The sequence below is a fragment of the Candidatus Microbacterium phytovorans genome (assembly GCA_029202445.1).
Taxonomy (GTDB): Bacteria; Actinomycetota; Actinomycetes; order Actinomycetales; family Microbacteriaceae; genus Microbacterium; species Microbacterium phytovorans.
Window position 1 is genome coordinate 2,284,776 of record CP119321.1, and the last position, 16,761, is coordinate 2,301,536.

General features: G+C 65.8%; 14 protein-coding genes, 1 tRNA gene and 1 pseudogene. 8 read left to right on the forward strand and 8 right to left on the reverse strand.

The genetic code is table 11. The features are described from left to right. The first annotated feature begins 135 nt into the window (after positions 1-135). Together P0Y48_10840 and P0Y48_10845 are read left to right on the forward strand one after the other, a co-directional pair. On the forward strand, positions 136-717 hold the full coding sequence (locus tag P0Y48_10840) for a GNAT family protein (protein WEK12955.1): 582 nt from the start codon (positions 136-138) through the stop codon (positions 715-717). Positions 718-804: 87 nt separating this feature from the next. Next, a complete protein-coding gene (locus P0Y48_10845) occupies positions 805-2,292 on the forward strand; it encodes an MFS transporter (GenBank protein ID WEK12956.1) in 1,488 nt (495 codons plus the stop codon). 15 nt (positions 2,293-2,307) lie between these two features. Here the strand turns inward: P0Y48_10845 and P0Y48_10850 are convergent, their stop codons facing one another. Beyond that, a complete protein-coding gene (locus P0Y48_10850; GenBank protein WEK12957.1) occupies positions 2,308-2,931 on the reverse strand; it encodes a MarR family winged helix-turn-helix transcriptional regulator in 624 nt (207 codons plus the stop codon). Between the two features lie 120 nt (positions 2,932-3,051). Between P0Y48_10850 and P0Y48_10855 the strand changes: the two genes are divergently transcribed. Then, entirely contained in the window at positions 3,052-3,786 is a 735-nt protein-coding gene (locus tag P0Y48_10855; protein WEK12958.1) for a hypothetical protein, read from the forward strand. Between the two features lie 70 nt (positions 3,787-3,856). Here the strand turns inward: P0Y48_10855 and dcd are convergent, their stop codons facing one another. Next, a complete protein-coding gene (gene dcd, locus P0Y48_10860; protein WEK12959.1) occupies positions 3,857-4,462 on the reverse strand; it encodes a dCTP deaminase in 606 nt (201 codons plus the stop codon). Between the two features lie 243 nt (positions 4,463-4,705). Between dcd and P0Y48_10865 the strand changes: the two genes are divergently transcribed. Together P0Y48_10865 and P0Y48_10870 are read left to right on the forward strand one after the other, a co-directional pair. Continuing rightward, a complete protein-coding gene (locus P0Y48_10865) occupies positions 4,706-5,386 on the forward strand; it encodes a LuxR C-terminal-related transcriptional regulator (GenBank protein ID WEK12960.1) in 681 nt (226 codons plus the stop codon). 215 nt (positions 5,387-5,601) lie between these two features. Beyond that, positions 5,602-5,675: transfer RNA gene (locus P0Y48_10870), tRNA-Gly, on the forward strand. Positions 5,676-5,906: 231 nt separating this feature from the next. Here the strand turns inward: P0Y48_10870 and P0Y48_10875 are convergent. Further along, entirely contained in the window at positions 5,907-6,512 is a 606-nt protein-coding gene (locus P0Y48_10875) for a helix-turn-helix domain containing protein (GenBank protein ID WEK12961.1), read from the reverse strand. 60 nt (positions 6,513-6,572) lie between these two features. Here P0Y48_10875 and P0Y48_10880 point away from each other — a divergent pair, with 60 nt between their 5' ends. Together P0Y48_10880 and P0Y48_10885 are read left to right on the forward strand one after the other, a co-directional pair. Continuing rightward, a complete protein-coding gene (locus P0Y48_10880; GenBank protein ID WEK12962.1) occupies positions 6,573-7,517 on the forward strand; it encodes an aldo/keto reductase in 945 nt (314 codons plus the stop codon). Positions 7,518-7,577: 60 nt separating this feature from the next. Further along, positions 7,578-8,495, forward strand: coding sequence for an aldo/keto reductase (locus P0Y48_10885; GenBank protein WEK12963.1), 918 nt, complete (start codon positions 7,578-7,580; stop codon positions 8,493-8,495). Here P0Y48_10885 and P0Y48_10890 read toward each other — a convergent pair. Then, the gene (locus tag P0Y48_10890; GenBank protein ID WEK12964.1) at positions 8,464-9,186 is read right to left on the reverse strand and encodes a zinc-binding dehydrogenase; all 723 of its coding nucleotides are present in this window, start codon (positions 9,184-9,186) and stop codon (positions 8,464-8,466) included. The two genes, P0Y48_10885 and P0Y48_10890, sit on opposite strands and share 32 nt — an antisense overlap. 127 nt (positions 9,187-9,313) lie before the next feature. Between P0Y48_10890 and P0Y48_10895 the strand changes: the two genes are divergently transcribed. Next, positions 9,314-10,738 (forward strand): hypothetical protein, encoded by a 1,425-nt coding sequence (locus P0Y48_10895; GenBank protein ID WEK12965.1) that lies wholly within the window; start codon positions 9,314-9,316, stop codon positions 10,736-10,738. 1,025 nt (positions 10,739-11,763) lie between these two features. On the opposite strand, the pseudogene P0Y48_10900 reads toward P0Y48_10895, so the two are convergent. The 4 genes and pseudogenes from P0Y48_10900 to P0Y48_10915 form a co-directional block, all read right to left on the reverse strand. Then, positions 11,764-11,976, reverse strand: a pseudogene (locus P0Y48_10900) (Rv0909 family putative TA system antitoxin). A 266-nt stretch (positions 11,977-12,242) separates the two neighbouring features. Further along, entirely contained in the window at positions 12,243-13,055 is an 813-nt protein-coding gene (gene aqpZ / locus P0Y48_10905) for an aquaporin Z (GenBank protein WEK12966.1), read from the reverse strand. A gap of 39 nt (positions 13,056-13,094) precedes the next feature. After that, on the reverse strand, positions 13,095-14,513 hold the full coding sequence (locus tag P0Y48_10910) for a mechanosensitive ion channel (protein ID WEK12967.1): 1,419 nt from the start codon (positions 14,511-14,513) through the stop codon (positions 13,095-13,097). Then, positions 14,506-16,653 (reverse strand): adenylate/guanylate cyclase domain-containing protein, encoded by a 2,148-nt coding sequence (locus P0Y48_10915; protein WEK12968.1) that lies wholly within the window; start codon positions 16,651-16,653, stop codon positions 14,506-14,508. The genes P0Y48_10910 and P0Y48_10915 overlap by 8 nt, the downstream gene beginning before the upstream one ends. Positions 16,654-16,761: the final 108 nt, after the last annotated feature.

The window sequence follows — 16,761 nt, forward strand, 5'->3', positions numbered from 1 at the left end:
CTGCAAACATTGAGCGCTGCGGGCTCAACTTCGTTCTGGCGTCCACGATAGTCCCGCCCTCCGCCACTGTCAAACCAACTTGACACGACTCATATCAAGTTTTCAGGGAGCGACCTCGCGGGCAGGATGGACCTCATGCCGCTGCCCTGGACCTTCTCCCGTCTCGTCGGGCGCCGGGTCACTCTCGACCCGCTGCGCCCCGACGACCTCGAGCCGCTCTTCGCGATGCAGTCCGATCCGGAAGTCTGCCGGTACCTGCTCTACGAACCGCGGTCGAGAGAGAAGGTCGAGGAGGTCCTCGCCCGCGACGCGGGCGCGATCCTGCTGGAGAAGCCGGGCGACTACCTGCAGCCCGTGATCCGCGACGAGCACGGTGCTTTCGCCGGCACTCTGTACCTCGAGCTCAAGAGCGTCGACGACCGCGCCGCCGAGATCGGCTGGATCCTGCTGCCGTCCGCGCAGGGCCACGGCTACGCCGCCGAGGCCGCGAGCCTCCTGCTCGACTTCTGCTTCGATCAGCTGGAGTTGCACCGCGTGTACGCCGAGCTCGATCCGCGCAACACGGCATCCGTCGCGCTGTGCCTCCGACTCGGCATGCGGCACGAGGGGCACTTCGTGGAGGACATGTTCCTGAAGGGCGAATGGACCGACACGGGCCGCTACGCGATCCTCGATCGCGAATGGTCGCAGCGGCGGAGCGCGTCGCCGGTAGCCTGAGCACACCCCCGCACCGGCGCGGGGGCGCGGCATCCGCTCGGCGGGTGCGGCACCGTCCGTTCACGGAAGAGTCCTAGCGTGACCCACATGTCGCCTCCCGACCAGCCCTCCCCCGACGCCGCGCACACCGATGCCGGCGGGGCGAACGCCGCGACACCGCCGACCGCCGCCAACGCCCGCGCGCTCGGCGCCATCGGCGCCTCGTTCCAGAACACGGCGGTCGACCGCGAGATCCCGCGCAAGCAGGTGATCTCGTGGGCGATGTGGGACTGGGCGATGCAGCCGTTCAACACCGTCATCCTCACCTTCGTCTGGGTCGCGCTGTACCTGACGTCCCGCCAATTCCTCGACCCGGCCGTGCGGGAGTCGGGGATGCTGGCCGACGGCAGCTACCTCAACTGCAACGAGACAGCCAGCATGGGCAGCGCCTACTGCCAGGGCCTCACCGATCTCGCGGAGTGGTGGGGCTGGGCGAACTTCGCCGCCGGCATCCTGATCCTGCTCCTCGCGCCGGTGCTCGGCCAGCAGGCCGATGCCCGCGGAAGCAAGAAGAAGTGGATCATCGGCGCGACGCTCGCGATCGCCCTCGTGCAGTTCTCGCTGTTCTTCGTCGAGGCCGACCCGCGCTACTTCTGGTTCGGCGCCTTCGCGGTCGCCCTCGGCGCGGTCGTGGCCGAGATCGGCAACGTCAGCTACTACGCGATGCTCTCCGAGGTGTCGACGCCGAAGACCGTCGGGCGCATCTCGGGCCTCGGGTGGGGCCTCGGCTACATCGGCGGCGTCGTCGCGCTCATCGTCTGCATCCCGGTGCTGTTCGGCCTGGGGCAGGACAACCCGCTCGCCTACAAGCTCGTCGCCGTGGTGTGCGCCGTGTGGACCGTCGTGTTCGCCATCCCCTTCTTCCGCAACGTACCCGAGTCGCCCGCGTACGGCGGGTCGGAGAAGGTCGGCTTCTTCCGCTCCTACGTCGTGCTCGGCAAGAACCTCAAGCGGCTGTTCACGACGAACCGTCCGACGTTCTGGTTCCTCGTCGCGGCGGCCGTCTACCGCGACGGCCTCGCGGGCGTGTTCGCATTCGGCGCGGTGCTCGCGGCGCAGGGGTTCGGATTCTCGTTCCTCGAGGTGATCGTCTTCGGGCTGGCCGCCAACCTCGTCGCGGGCATCTCGACGATCCTCGCCGGCCGCATCGACGATGCCATCGGCGCGCGCAAGCTCATCATCATCGCGCTGACGGGCCTCGTGGCGATGGCGTTCGTCGTCTTCGCGCTGAAGGAGTTCGGCACGATCGTGTTCTGGATCTGCGGCCTCCTGCTGTGCGCGTTCGTCGGCCCCGCCCAGGCGGCGAGCCGGAGCATGCTCACCCGTCTGACCCCGCCCAGCATGCAGGGCGAGATCTTCGGTCTCTACGCGACGACCGGACGGGTGGCGTCGTTCCTCTCGCCGCTGGCGTGGTCGCTGTTCCTGGCGTGGTTCGGCGGGATCGTCTACGGCGTGCTGGGCATCGGGCTCGTGCTGCTCATCGGGCTCGTCATGCTGCTGTTCGTCCGCCTGCCGGCGCACCGCGTAGACAGCTGAGGTTCGCGCAGCGATTCAGGATGCCGGCCAGGCACCGGCCAGCTTCGTGAGGAGCCGGGCGAGCTCTGCGCGCTCCTCGGGACTGAACGAGGCGAGCGCCGCCTGCAGCCGTTCGCGGCGCTCCCCGCGGAACCCGCGGACGATGCGCGAGCCCTGATCGGTGAGGGCGACCCGCGTGCGCCTCGCGTCGGCCGGATCGGCTTCGCGCTGCACGAGGCCGAGATCGACGGCCTGCTGGATGAGTCGTGACGCGCGTGGCTGATCGACGCCGATCGCCTCACCGACCTCGCTGACCGACAGCGGATGGGATGCCGTCGCGAGCGCGTCGAGCAGCCGCATCCGTGCGGGGCCGCCGCCGAACCGCGCGTGCGGTCCGAACGGTCCTGCGCCGAACGGGCCTGCGCCGAACGTACCCGGACCGAACGGGCCCTGGGCATGACCACGCGCCCATGGCGGCGCACCGTGGCCCCCGTGGTCGCCGTGGCTGTCGCGGCCGTCGTGACCGCCGCGGCCGGCGTGGCGCGGGTGCCCGTCGCGGCCCTCGCCGCCGCGCTCGCCGGAGCCGAAGGGGGCGCGGGGACGACCCCGCAGCTGCGCGAGGGCGGCGGCGATCGCGTCGAGGTCTTCGGCATCCGTCATGCCTCCAACTTACATGCGACTTGACATGCTTTGTCAGTTCATGTCATGCTACATGCACATGCCATCTGACATGTATCTCGGCCGGCGGATCTGACCCGCGGCCCCACGAAAGGACTTCTCATGGAGAACACTGCACATCACGAACCCCGCCCGATCGGCTACTGGCTGCGCGCCGCCGATCGCCTCATCTCCCGCGAGTTCGCGACGGCCTTCGAGACCGAAGGCGTCACGCGCCGCGAGTGGATGATCCTCAACGTCCTCGATGGCACCGTCGACGCTCCCCACCTCGCCGATCGCATCCAGCGCGGCGGAAAGAAGCTCCGCTCGCTGAGCGAGCGCGGCTGGGTCGCCGAAGACGACGGCGTCTGGACCCTCACCGACGACGGCATGGCGGCGAAAGCCCGTCTGGCGGAGACGGTGGACGGCATCCGCGCGAAGGTCGCCGGCGCCGTGTCCGACGAGGACTACGCCACGACCGTCGCGTCGCTCGAGGCGATGGCCCGCGCGCTCGGCTGGGACGAGCACGCGTCGCACCCGCACCGCGGCCACGGCCACGGCTTCGGCGGTCGCGGCTTCGGTCCCGGCTTCGGTGGTCGCGGCTTCGGCCCCGGTCGCGGCTTCGGCCCGCGGTTCGGCGAGCGCGGCTTCGGTCCGCGGTTCGGCGAGCCGGGTCCGCACGCCGGCGGATGCGACGACCGTCGTCGCGGTCACGACCACCGCGAGGGCGGCCACGGCGGTCGCGGTCACGGCGGTCACGGTCACGGTCACGGTCACGGTCACGGTCACGGCGAGCGTGCTTACGAGCGCGGCTTCGACGCCGGGTTCCAGCGCGGTCGCGAGGCCCAGAGCGCCTGATCGCGCACACGACGACGGCCGCTTCCCTCTCGGGGAGCGGCCGTTTCGTCTGTCCGGATCGCGGCGCGGGTCAGTGCCCCGGAGCGCCGGCGTCGGTGGTTCCGACGTCGGTGCGATGGAAGTTCTGGAACGAGCGGGATGCCGTCGGCCCGCGCTGGCCCTGATACCGGTTGCCATACGGGCCGGAGCCGTAGGGGGTCTCGGTGGCCGAGGAGAGGCGGAAGAAGCAGAGCTGCCCGATCTTCATGCCCGGCCACAGCTTGATGGGAAGCGTGGCCACGTTGGACAGCTCGAGCGTGACGTGCCCCGAGAAGCCGGGGTCGATGAAGCCCGCGGTGGAGTGAGTGAGCAGTCCGAGTCGGCCGAGGGAGGACTTGCCTTCGAGGCGGGCGGCAACGTCGTCGGGGAGGGTGATGAGCTCGAAGGTCGATCCCAGCACGAACTCCCCCGGGTGGAGGATGAACGGCTCGTCGGGTGCCACCTCGATGAGGTGCGTGAGGTCGGGCTGGTCTTCGGCCGGGTCGATGAACGGGTATTTGTGATTGTCGAAGAGCCGGAAGTAGCGGTCGAGGCGCACGTCGACGCTCGACGGCTGGACCATCGCGGGATCCCACGGGTCGAGGCCGACGCGGCCGTTGTCGATCTCCTGGCGGATGTCGCGATCACTGAGCAGCACGGCACCAGCGTAGCGGGCGGCCGCACCTCCGCTCGGGCCGTGACGGACCAGTCTCCGATGAGGGTGGCATCCGCCGTACGGCCCCTATAAGTAGGGGTTGTCACCGGATGCACCCTCAGTGTTGGGGGTGCGGCTGTGCATAGACCGCTGCGCACGCACGCGTGATGCCTATTCTCAACCTCGGTGGGCGTCGGCTGGGGGGCCGGCGCCCACCGACGAGCAGGCGTGAAGCCGAGGAGTGTCATGGATCGGTCGAGTGCGGCGGAGGCCACGCAATCGGGGTGGGCGGGCCCGATCACACGTGTCGGCCTGGTGGAAGATCAGCCGGCGATGGTCGTGGGAGCCTCCGCCATCATCAACATCCGACCCGACATGCATCTCACCGCCGCGGCACCCACGGTGACGAGCCTGCTCGCACAGACCCTCGATCTCGATGTCGTGCTGCTCGACCCGGCATCCACTCCCCGTACCCCCGTCGACGACATCCGCACCCTGGTCGCGCAGGGCATCGCCATCGTCGCGTACGTGAGCGGCGACGACGAGGGGGCTCCGCACCGCGTGCACATGCCCCCGGGCATCGTGGGTGCCGTCCGCACGTCCGACGGTCCCGACGCCCTGGTCGCGGCGATCCGCGCCGGCGCGCGCGCCTCGCTCACCCGCCGCGCCGCCCGCGGCGAAGGCATCGCCCCCACCCGTCGCCCCCTGCGTCCCGACCTCACGCCGCGCGAAGAAGAGGTGCTCGCGCTCTACGCGGCAGGGGCGACAGCGGATGCCGTGGCATCCGCTCTCTTCATCTCGCGCAACACGGTGGTCGATCACATCCGCAACATCCGAGCGAAGTACACGCTGCTCGGACGCGACGTCGCGAGCAAGACCGCGCTGTACCGGAGGGCGCTGGAAGACGGGCTGGTGCGCGGCGACTGAGGCCGCCGCCCCCACGACCTGCCCGCCGTCGCAACGCCGAAGCGTGGGGGCAGGGGGCGGGCAGGTCGCTGTCTGGAGTTGCTTCCGGGGGGAATGCGACCATTGTGGCTCCGCCCGGAGCGCCAGACCATCCTGAGAAGCATGGGTTCTGAGGGGACGACGAGGCGGGGTCGCACCATCAACGATGGTTATGATGGGACGGCGCCTCGGCGCATGGGGCTGTAGTTCAATGGCAGAACTTCTGCTTCCCAAGCAGACAGCGCGGGTTCGATTCCCGTCGGCCCCTCCACTTGTCACTTCCAGAGGTAGTCCGGACTTTCCAGAGGCAGTTCGGACTGATGTTTCGACAGCTCAGGGCGCCGCGGTGGCCTCACCCGTCGAGCAGACACTCGACTTCGCCGCGATCAACAGGTCTACCGGCAACGTGCGTAGCTCGAGCTAAAGGGGGTAGGCGCGAAGCAGACGGCCGACATCGTGGCACGGATCTCGATCGAACCGCTGAATCGCCCCGGGCGGCGGATCACCGCGATCGATCGATCAGCAGCAGGTCGCTGAAGGTCACTTTGAGCAGGTCTTGCACCGAACGCTCCTCCTCCGGGTTCCCCCAGGTAGTGAGGGCCAGGGTGAAGGCCGAAAGGCTGCTCTGAACGAGGGCGCGGGCGCGCACATCCGCATCCTTGCCGTTCAGTCGCGAGGACACGATCGGTGTCAGCAGCTCGGCCCAACGCTCGTGCTTCTCTATATTGCGGGCGCGCAACGATGCAGAGCGGGAGAGGAGATACATTCCGACCTTGTCGCGGCGATCCTGAGCGCGCGTGCCCATGAGCGCGGCGTATGCGGAGTACAGCGAGGTCATGACTCCTTCGTCGCGGGGGCGCACTGAGAGAGCACTCGCGACGATGCGTCCATACGCCTCGGGTGAGTCGATGACCAAGTCTTCCTTCGCGGGGAAATAGCGATGGACGCTCCGCGCCGAGATCCCCGCCTCGTCGGCGATCTGCTCGATCGTTATTGCGTCGTATCCATGCTCGAGGAAGAGGTCGAGCGCGACGTCGGACAACTGACGTCGAACTGCATCGCGCGTTGCGGCGCGCAGGCCTCCGCCGTCCTTCGCCAGTTCTCCCACAGCGAAAGCATACCCCGACGTAATTGTCAGTCCCTGACATTTATGTCTTATGCTGAAGTCATGACGATCACATCAATGGCCACCACTCGGAAACTCGGCACGCAGGGGCTCGAATCATCTCCCCTCGGATACGGCGCGATGGGCACGGTCTTCGGCTACGGCCCCAGCAACGACACCGAGTCGATCGCGGCCATCCGGCGAGCACACGATGACGGAGTCACCCACTTCGACACAGCCGAGATGTACGGCTGGGGTGAGGGTGAAGAGCTCCTCGGTAACGCTCTGCGCCCGATCCGCGACGAGGTGACGATTGCGACGAAGTTCGGCTTCGAGCGGACGTTCCAGCCGAACTCGCGACCTGAGCACGTGCGCGAAGTGGTGAACGCCAGCCTCCGCCGCCTCGGTGTCGACTCGATCGATCTGCTCTACCAGCACGGCCACGATCCCGACGTTCCCGTCGAGGATGTCGTCGGCGTCATGAAGGAGTTCGTCGACGCGGGCAAAGTCAGCTATCTCGGCCTGTCGAACACATCCCCGGAGAACGTGCGGCGCGCCAACGCCGTTCATCCGATCAGCGCCCTGCAGATGGAGTACTCGCTGTTCGCTCGAGGTGTCGAGGACTACTTCCCCGTGCTCGAAGAGCTGGGGGTGGGCCTCGTTGCGTATTCGCCCATCGCGCGTGGATTCCTGAGCGGCGCAGTCAAGCCGCGTGAGGGATACGCAGCCGACGACTGGCGGCAGATGAACGCGTGGTGGGACCCGCGCAACTATCCCGTCAACCTCGAGCTCTCCGAGCGCCTCGGCGAGGTAGCGGCGGCAAAGGGAATCAGCCTGTCCCAGCTCGCACTCGCCTGGTTGCTGGCCCAGAAGCCCTACATCGTCCCGATCCCGGGGTCGCGGAGCCCGGAGCGGGTCTCGGAGAACAACGCGGCGGCGGCGGTCGAGCTGTCGGCTGACGAGCGAGCACTGATCGCCGAGATCATGGCGAACGGTCCGGCCCAGTAGCACTCCGCGGCTGCGAGCCGCACCCTCGCCCCACCCCTCCTCTCCGAAAGGGAACACGTCATGGAGAACCGCACACTCGGCCGTCAGGGCTTGCAGACATCAGCGCTCGGGTACGGTGCGATGCGCATCGCCTTCGAATCCGTCGAGAGCGATGCGCGCTCGATCGCGGCGATCCGTCGCGCCCACGATGACGGAGTCACGCACTTCGACACCGCGCGGCTCTATGGGTGGGGCAGAGGAGAGCAGCTACTCGGCGCCGCCATCGCCCCGTTCCGTGACGAGGTGACGATAGCGACCAAGTTCGGGTACGAGCCCGGATTCGTTCCGGACTCGTCTCCCGAACTCATTCGCAAGGTAGTGGACGAGAGCCTTCGATTCCTCGGGCTGGACCACATCGACCTCCTCTACCAGCACCGACACGACCCGAAGGTGCCGGTCGAAGACGTCGTCGGAGTCATGAAGGAGTTCGTGGATGCCGGGAAGGTGAGCTACCTGGGGCTTTCGAACACCCGTCCCGACCTGGTGCGCCGCGCACACGCGGTACACCCCATCACGGCTCTCCAGACCGAGTACTCCGTGTTCGCCCGGAAGTCGGAAGAGTTCTTCCCCGTCCTGGAAGAGCTCGGCATCGGGCTCGTCGCCTATGCACCTCTGGCGCGAGGGTTCCTGACCGGTGGAGTGACTCCCGTCGACCAGTTCCCGCCCGACGACTTCCGCCGGCGGTCACCGCTATGGGCGCCGGGCAACTACGAGAAGAACGTCGAGATCGTGGGACGCCTCACTGAGATGGGCAAGCGACACGACGCCAGCCTGTCGCAGATCGCCCTCGCGTGGTTGCTTGCGCGGCGCCCCTACATCGTCCCCATCCCCGGATCGTCCGACGCGGATCGGGTGTCTCAGAACCTCGGTGCGACGGGGGTGCATCTCACGCCGGAGGAGCTGGCCTTCATCGACGACGTGACTCCCGCCGGCGCGTAGCCGGGCAGGCGGCTCGCGACGTCGACCGGGTCAGTCGAGGTCGGGGATGAGCAGCACCTTGCCTGCGTCGCCGGTGAGCAGATGTACAGCTTCGTCGGCGGAGCGCATGAGGCAGACGGTGCGTCACGAGCCAGTCCAGATCGACCCGGCCGGACTCGATCAGCAGCATCAGCGCGTCCCAGCTGTCCCAGAGCTTCCGGCCGTAGATGCCACGAAGCGTGATGCCCTTCTTGTTGATGTACTTCGCGATATCGATGGGCGCGGGCTCACTCGGATGTCCGATCGTCACGAGCGTCCCCTCGCGGCGGAGCGCGTCGAACAGTGGCGGCAGGACCCCGCGCACACCAGACACCTCGTAGGCGACGTCGAACCCGCCGCGCGACCCGGAGATCTCCTGACAGATCGTGGCGATGTCCTCCTTCGGGTGCAGCACATGGGCGCCCAGCGAGCGGGCCTGCCCCTGGCGGAACGGATTGGGTTCGACCGCGACGACATGCGCTGCCCCGAGTGTGAGGGCGAGCTTCGCGATGACGAGACCGACGGGCCCGCATCCGTTGATGAGGACGTTCTGACCGGCAACCGCGTAACCCGCCCGCTGCACCGCGTGCATGGCGACCCCGGCGCCCTCGAGCAGTGCGCCGGTCTCGAGAGAGACACCGTCGGGGAGCTTGACGCAGATCTCCGCAGGCACGGCAACACCACACTCCAGTTGACGCACTCGGCGGAGCCTTGGCGGGCACACCAAGTTGCTCGGGAGGCCAAGGCTCTGATCTGTCCTAATGCAACCCCCCGCTCACGTCATCGCGTACTCTCTCGTCGTGGGGACCTTCGGGGGGCGAGTGCCGACGTATGCGGACTTTGTTCAGGCAGTGCGCGCGTACGCCCCCAGTCATCTCATCCAGTTCTTAGCGAGGTACGCCGCCGACCGCGGAGGGTGGGATGTTGAACTTCGTCCGGGCATGCGCCCCCCGTGGGCAGTGGCCGCGATGGTTCGCGACTGCATTGTCTCCGGGAATGAGAGTCGGAGCGGTCAGCTTAGCGAAGCGAGACTGAGGCGTCTGTTCAACATCTTCGGTGAGGCACATGACGAGAGAGGCGACACCGCCCAAGCGATTCTCACACCGATCATCTACGAACAATTCCCGTATCAGCAGTCTGACTACGAAGAGCTCCTTCGGTCGATCGCGCTGTTCGAAGATCCCTACCCGGGGTGCCGGAACTGGCCGTGGGACGAACTCCTCGGTTCGTCGGTCACAGACCTCATATCGCTTGCTTTCCTGGTTCACACAGTTGTCATGAACAAGCGCGGTGAGTACAAGGTCACGCCCGCCTTCCAGCAAGTTGTGGACATGTTGGAGTACACCGACCAACTACCAAAGATGGTGGATGGCCTCACACGCACGGTCCCGCAGTTGAAGACGGCCTCGAAGGAGGTCTCCTCGGGAGACCCAGCCAATCGCAGGTTCTCCTACAACCCGCTGGTGCGGACCCCGCTGGTCGAAACCGCAGACGGCCTCTTCGCACCCGTACCAGAGCTCATCTACAGCTCAGTTTCACCCAGCGTCCTGTACCACCGCGCTCGCGACGCATGGGGTGACGCCTTTTCGCGCGACTTGGGTCAGCGAGTCCAACAGTACGTTGGCCGCCAACTCCAGCTTCTGTCGCCGGATCTCACGATCCTGCCTGAGATCGAGTACCGGAAGGGTCAGCTAAGCGCCGACTGGTTCGCCGTGAATGACGATCTTCTCTTAGTAGTCGAGTGCAAAGCTTCGCGCGCGTCGCTTGAAGCGCGGCTGGGAAGTCAGGCCCTGGACGATCAGTTCAAGCGCGACATTTCGAAGGCAAAGGGGCAGATTGAGCGGACCGCGAGCCTCGTTGCGGCGGGCGATTCCGCTCTCTCGCAGATGCTTGGCCGACGCCAAGTGATCGGCCTGATCGTCACGGCGGAGCCGTTCTACTTGCTAGCTCAAGCACATTCATCGGAGTTGATCGCGGGCATACCCACGCTGTTGGGCTCACTACGCGACCTCGAACACTGGACGACGCTGCCCGCCGGAGAAGCGGTACGTCAGCTGACTTCGATTGCGACGGATCCGGAACGGCGCACCTGGCCGTTGGGGAATGCGCTTGATGTCCCTCCGAACTCAACGACGCACAACAGCATCCTTGAGTCGGTCTGGGAGCGACTCCCATTGGCGAAGCGGCGCGCGGGCGATCTCTTCACCAATGGGCCGTCGCTTTAGTCGGCAGCATATGGCGATGGCATCGACTACGCCGTTGGCCCACCGGTGTCTCGCATACGTGCGCATGCCGCGGCGATTGCGGCGAACGAGATGCATTCCGATGACCAACACTGCTACCACCGATTGTTTCCCGCCTCCCATCGGGCGTTTCGCCGCCAGAAAGTCTGAAGTAGGTTTGGACGACTAACCCTCGTGATCGCTCGGCGACCCCCCAAACCATCAGTCCGGACTAGCGGCATTCCTGAGAAGGCTGTCCGGACTACCTCTGGACGTGACACCACTTGTCACTTCCAAAGGTAGTTCGGACATTCCAGAGGTAGTCCGGACTGATGTTTCTCCCTAGGTCGTCACCGATGCGGAGGCATCGGTCCCTACCGCGGAGGAGTTTGCGTAGATCCAATCCTCTAGTTGATGGAGGGGCTCCCGCCGCTTCCGTCTCCTGTCCTCGCCGCACGACGCACACCGGCGCGGTTTATCGGATAGCGACGGCCTGTCCAGACTTTGGAGGGTTCGGGGTGCGCCCCAGCACCGACAGTCGCCCGGTTCACAAGTGGATCGGTGAGTAAAGTTCCGGAAGTGATAGCAGTACGACTCTCACGAGCGAGCACGTGCTCGTCCGTCTCTATGGCGCCGAACGCCACCGCGGCACTGCGCTCTATAGCGGTAGGCGCTGAGACTTCACCCTAACCGGCTCAATGACGCCAGCGCCCGGAGCAGTGGTGGCGCACACTGCTTATGATTGGGCCAAAGACAGACGCGCCTACTCCTCGTTACCTCGGCGCCCAGCAAGGATGGAATCCACCAGCGGCCGGTGCGATGGGTGAAGAAACACCACCGCCCCTGTCTTGCTCTCGCGCACATGGAAGCTGTCGGGTGCAATGGCGTCGATGTAGCGGATCTCTGCGAGGGTGTATTGGGCCAACGCCCGAGAGATGGTGTCGTAGTGATTGGACATACGGGGCGGGTTGCGCGTTGAAGGGGGGTTGGTGCCGGGCGCTTGAGCGCCCGGCACCAGCGAGCCATCGGTCGTTGCCGATTGACTTGTCGAGGTTGTCGCGCACGCCCTCGACCTTGTCGTGGACGGACTCCGGAGCGACCTTCTTGACGAACTCAGCTCCTGCGTCCAGCACCGAATCGCTGACCTCTTCGGCCTTATCGCTGTGGAGGACCTCCTCGATCTTGTCCTTGTTCTGCTCGAGGAACTCTTTGCCCTTGTTTACCAGGTCATCGATTCCCATCATGGTCTCCTTCCGCCCCAGGGCTTATGGTTCCCTCCGCGAGTGCGGAGAGGTCTTTGGCTAGTTCGGGATCCCGCTGCATGCCGCAAGGACCGCGACACTCACGCCGACGAACGCACCCACGAGCCACCACGCACTCACCCGGTCCGAGGCAGCATCTTGAACGGGGTCGTCGGAACTAGGCGCACGCTTGTCTCCGTTGGAGCCGTCGCCTGTCGTCGATGGCGTCAGTGTGCTCGTCATGGCGGCCTCGCAACTTCTAACGTCTAGAGCTTCTTGGGCGAGTCGAAGACGAGTCTGTGTGCGAGACCGGCCAGCACCCCTCCGACGATGGGGAACACGATGAACACCCACAACTGGGCCAGCGGGTCACCCCCACCGAAGACGGCGGCTGCGATCGAACGGGCGGGATTCACCGAGGTGTTGTCGACCGGGATGGTGACGAGATGAATGAGCGTCAGCGTCAGCCCGATGACGAGTCCGGCAAACGCGGGGTTACCTCGGGTGGGGTGGGTGACACCGAGGATGACGAACAGGAAGATCGCGGTGAAGAGAATCTCGACGCCGATGGCTCCGCCGATTCCGTACCCGCCGGGTGACAGTTCGCCGTAGCCGTTGCTGGCGAATCCTCCATCGGTCGCCGCAGCGAACCATCCGTCGGCGGAGGACCCGATGAGCGCGAGCACGGAAGTAGCTACGACACCGCCCACGACCTGCGCGGCGATGTATGCGCCGGACTTCGCCCATGGGAACCGCCCCGCTGCTGCGAGGCCCAGTGTCACGGCCGGGTTGAAGTGTCCGCCGGAGATCGGGCCGAAGGCGTAGGCGCCCGCGACGACGGTCAAACCAAATGCGAGGGAGACCCCGACGAAGCCGATGCCCAGCGAGGTTCCGTTGCTGCTCGCCCCGAAGTTCGCGGCGAACAGCGCGGATCCGACTCCGCCCAGGACGAGGAGGAAGGTGCCCGCAAACTCGGCAAGCAGCGTTTGCAGGGTCGAAGGACCGGTGGGAGCCGGCGGAGGGGTGTGGTCTAGTTCAGCCGGTTCGACGGGCGTTTCCGGACGAGGGTCGTCGGTCATGAGGTTCCTTTCGAGTGGAGTCGGGGACGGCCCCCGCGGTCAACTGGTGACGCCAACCGCCGTTGCCGCACGATCGCGCGCGACACTCAGGAGTTGACGACGATGATCCGTCACCTGGCCGAGCTCGACGGCAAGACGGGCGTATCGGCCAATGAGGTCCCTGACCACATCACGCGGGATCGTGAGGGTCGTCACCGATGTTGTGGCACGAGCGGTGTCGGCCTCAGGAAGCTGCGTGTAGACGCCGAGCCCGACGGCTTCCGGTGCACTGAGAGAGTGGTAGTCGATTCGTCGTCCCTCTACATGGGCCGTCAGAGCCACGTTGCCGTCGATGATGAACCGTAGGCCTGAGGCGATCTCGCCGGCGTGCGTTAGCGCTTCGCCGGCCCCGAACCTCTCGAGCCGACCGCTGGCCCGGAGGCTTGCGGCGTCATCCTCGGACAGGCCGAGCCGCTGTTCCACCCGGCGCACCGCACTCTCGCTGCGTTCCGCGGTGACCGCACCGTCGGTCGCTTCACCGTCCAGGTGCAAGCCGGCACGGCGGGCGGCGAACCATAGCCACCCCACGAGGAGGGCGATCGTCGGCCCTTCGTCTGCCGGCCTGGCCACCGCGATCGACACACGATATGAGCCCGCACCTGCCGGTGTGACATCGATAAGGCTTTCCGGCAGTCGCAATGGCAGGTCGGCCGCGGTCGAACGGATGAGTGCCTCCACGTCGCTCGGCGCGTCCGTTTTCGCGAACGTCAGTGTGGTCTGAGCTTCATAGAAGTCCGTCACCCGCGACAGGTTGGTGAAACTGGATCCGGCGAGGGATGCCGTCGGGACGATGTGGGTGCCGTTTCCGGTGTCGATATGGACCGCCCGCCAGTTGACTTCGACGACGCGCCCTCGGACCGATCCCGTATCGAGCCAGTCGCCCAGTCGGAACGGCTGTTCGAAGAGCAGGAGCAGCCCTGACACGACCGAGCCTGCGGCGTTCTGCAGAGCGAGGCCGATGACGATCGACGTGACGCCGAGAGCCGTGAAGAGCCCTCCGACGTCTGCGTTCCATACCCATTGGAACAGCAGTGCGAAGCAGACGACGATGACGACGAGCTTGACGATGTCGATGAAGATCGACGGGATGCGCTGGCGCCACGACCCACGCTCCGCGGTGGCGAACAGAGCGAAGTTGAGCAGATTGATGACGACAAGGATCAGCACGAATCCAAAGACCGTCGCCACGATTCTCGACCAGTTTACTTCGAGGGCGAGGTTGTCGACTTGGGTCAGAAGTAGGAGAAGAGCACCCAGGGGCAGGGCGAAGTTTCGTATGAGCTTGACGATCGACGCTGCCCGATTGCCGCGTCTTTCGAGCGCGCGCGTCACTTCCGTCGCGACCACTAGCGTGACGGGCAGGCCTACCGCTACGACGACGACGGGCCAGAACCATGACTGGTTCCAAACGTCAGACACGGGAATCCTCCGCCGACAACCGCCATGCCCGCTGTGGACCGGTCTTGCCGTCCGTCATGCCCATGTCCGTCACGGCGAACATGTCGCCGAGGCGGTCAACCACCCGCTGCGAGAGAGTGACGCCAGGTTCTATGGCGGCGCCCTGCAACCGGTGGGCCAGGTTGACCGCGTCTCCCCACATGTCGTATATGACGGAGTTGCGGCCGACCAGACCGGTCGTCACACTGCCACTGTCGATACCAGCACGCAGCGAGAGCTTCGCATTCCACTGCGCGGACAGACGCTCAACGAACGCTTGCGCGGCGGCGGCGAACTCGACGACCCTGCGAGCGCTATCGACACGTGGCACCGACAGACCACAGCTTGCGAGGTAGCCCTGTTTACTCGTGCGAACCCGTTCGACGCCGAGCCGGGAGGCAATCTCGTCAAGGCCCGTGAAGATTTCGTTGAGGGCGGCAAGCGACCGGGAGGAGTCCAGCTCGGCGGTGTAGTCATCAAAGCCGACGATGTCGGCGTAGATGACGGTGACGTCGGTATGGTCCTCGACGATGGTCTCGTCGCCCTGCCGGTAGCGGTCGGCCACCGCAGGCGGCATGAGAGATAGCAACATCCGCTCACTCTCCGCGCGTTCTGCGTCCAGCAGGTCTGCCTTCGTCTGCAGGTTCCGCGAGAGGTCGTTGAACGCTCTACCGAGCTCGGCGAACTCGTCCCTGGTTCTGGTGTCGACCTCGACGTCTCGGTCGCCTGCGGCGACGCGCCGGACCCCAGACATCAGGCGGTTCAGGGGCGCAGTGAACACGCGTGCGAGAAGGAGCGACAGCACCGCGATGAGCAGGATGAGAGCCCCGGCCGACAGGAGTACGACTCTGGTGAACTCGACGACCGGGGCAAAGGCCTCGGTCTCCTCGATGCTTGCGATGATCACCCATCGCGGGCCACCAGCGTCCAGGGGGGCGAACGAGGCCAGACGCGTGCTGCCGAGGTAGCCCGAAGAGACGATGGTTCCGGACTCGCCGCGCAGCGCTCGGTTCGCGGCGGGCGTGTCTACGGGCTGAAGCAGGACTGTGCCGTTTACGGCAACGATCCGTTCGGCGATCTCGGGCGGAGTGCCATTCGCGATTGCTCGTTCGGCGTAGGTGTCTGGATGCTCCACCAACTCGCGGGACACAGATCGCATGAGGTTATCCGCGCCGACGATGTATGCCTCACCGGTGGCGCCGAAACCCTGGCTCGTCCAGCCCTCATTCCCCGTGAGCACGCTGTTGATTGTGTCGATGGGGACCTGCACTGCGAGGGCGCCCGTGATGGCTCCGGTGCGCCCCACGGGGGACACCACCCACGCGTTCGGCACGTTCAGCGACGGCAAGTATCGCTCGAAGTCGGTCATCACGACCGCGTCGAGAGTATTGGAACGCATGACTTCCGTGTACGCGGCGGTAAGCACCGTGTCGGTCATCGGCTGTTCGGTCAAACTCAGACCCAGATCGATGCCCTTGTACGCGGTGTAAACGATGCGGCCCTCATCGTTGATCAGGAGCACATCCTCATAACCGAGGTCATCGACGAGGCCTTTGAAATAAGGGTGGTACTTGGCGTGCGCGGCAGACCACGCGCTTCCGTCACCGGCGTCGACAACCGCAAGCGACTCGTCGTAGTCGGTGTGTTTGGCGGTGTACGCCGCCTGGAGGTGCTGCCCAGCGGGTGTCGCCGGCAGGAGCGCCTCCGGATCGAACTGCTGCCCACTTCGGGCTTCGAGTTCGGGGATGTAGTAGTCCGAGTAGTAATCGAGGACGGCAGAACGTTCCTCAGCGGTAACCGGCTCGTCCTGCAACTCATCAAACCCTGCGTTGAATGCCTGTGACGCCTCCACCGTGTCGAGTGTCCGGGAATCGAGTTTCACGCCGTTCTGCAGCGTCCTCAGAGCGGATTCGAGTTCGTTCGCGCGGAGCTCGCGGATGGTTGTCATCTGCTCGAAGGCCGCGTCCCGAAGAGAATCCCGGCCGTTAAGGAAGCCGATCACGCCGGTTACGGAGATAGAGACCACCGCGACGAGCAGCAGCATCACCAGGAGCTTCGACTGGATACCCAAACCGCCGCGCAGCCGGCGAGTGGCGGGCGGATTCGGCGGGGTGGGGGCCATCGCTTCTCCATCGTCAGGGGATGTGAGCGTCAGCATATCGGTATATCGGTTTATGGGCGGGAGTAGAATCTGTTGATGTCGTGGGCGAGGGGAAAGCGACGGTGATGG

What these genes read in the sequence shown, in the direction of transcription:
- P0Y48_10840 (WEK12955.1), top strand. Translation starts at nt 136, where the DNA reads ATGCCGCTGCCCTGGACCTTCTCCCGTCTCGTCGGGCGCCGGGTCACT.
- P0Y48_10845 (WEK12956.1), top strand. Translation starts at nt 805, where the DNA reads ATGTCGCCTCCCGACCAGCCCTCCCCCGACGCCGCGCACACCGATGCC.
- P0Y48_10850 (WEK12957.1), bottom strand. Translation starts at nt 2,931, where the DNA reads ATGACGGATGCCGAAGACCTCGACGCGATCGCCGCCGCCCTCGCGCAG.
- P0Y48_10855 (WEK12958.1), top strand. Translation starts at nt 3,052, where the DNA reads ATGGAGAACACTGCACATCACGAACCCCGCCCGATCGGCTACTGGCTG.
- P0Y48_10865 (WEK12960.1), top strand. Translation starts at nt 4,706, where the DNA reads ATGGATCGGTCGAGTGCGGCGGAGGCCACGCAATCGGGGTGGGCGGGC.
- P0Y48_10880 (WEK12962.1), top strand. Translation starts at nt 6,573, where the DNA reads ATGACGATCACATCAATGGCCACCACTCGGAAACTCGGCACGCAGGGG.
- P0Y48_10885 (WEK12963.1), top strand. Translation starts at nt 7,578, where the DNA reads ATGGAGAACCGCACACTCGGCCGTCAGGGCTTGCAGACATCAGCGCTC.
- aqpZ (WEK12966.1), bottom strand. Translation starts at nt 13,055, where the DNA reads ATGACCGACGACCCTCGTCCGGAAACGCCCGTCGAACCGGCTGAACTA.
- P0Y48_10915 (WEK12968.1), bottom strand. Translation starts at nt 16,653, where the DNA reads ATGGCCCCCACCCCGCCGAATCCGCCCGCCACTCGCCGGCTGCGCGGC.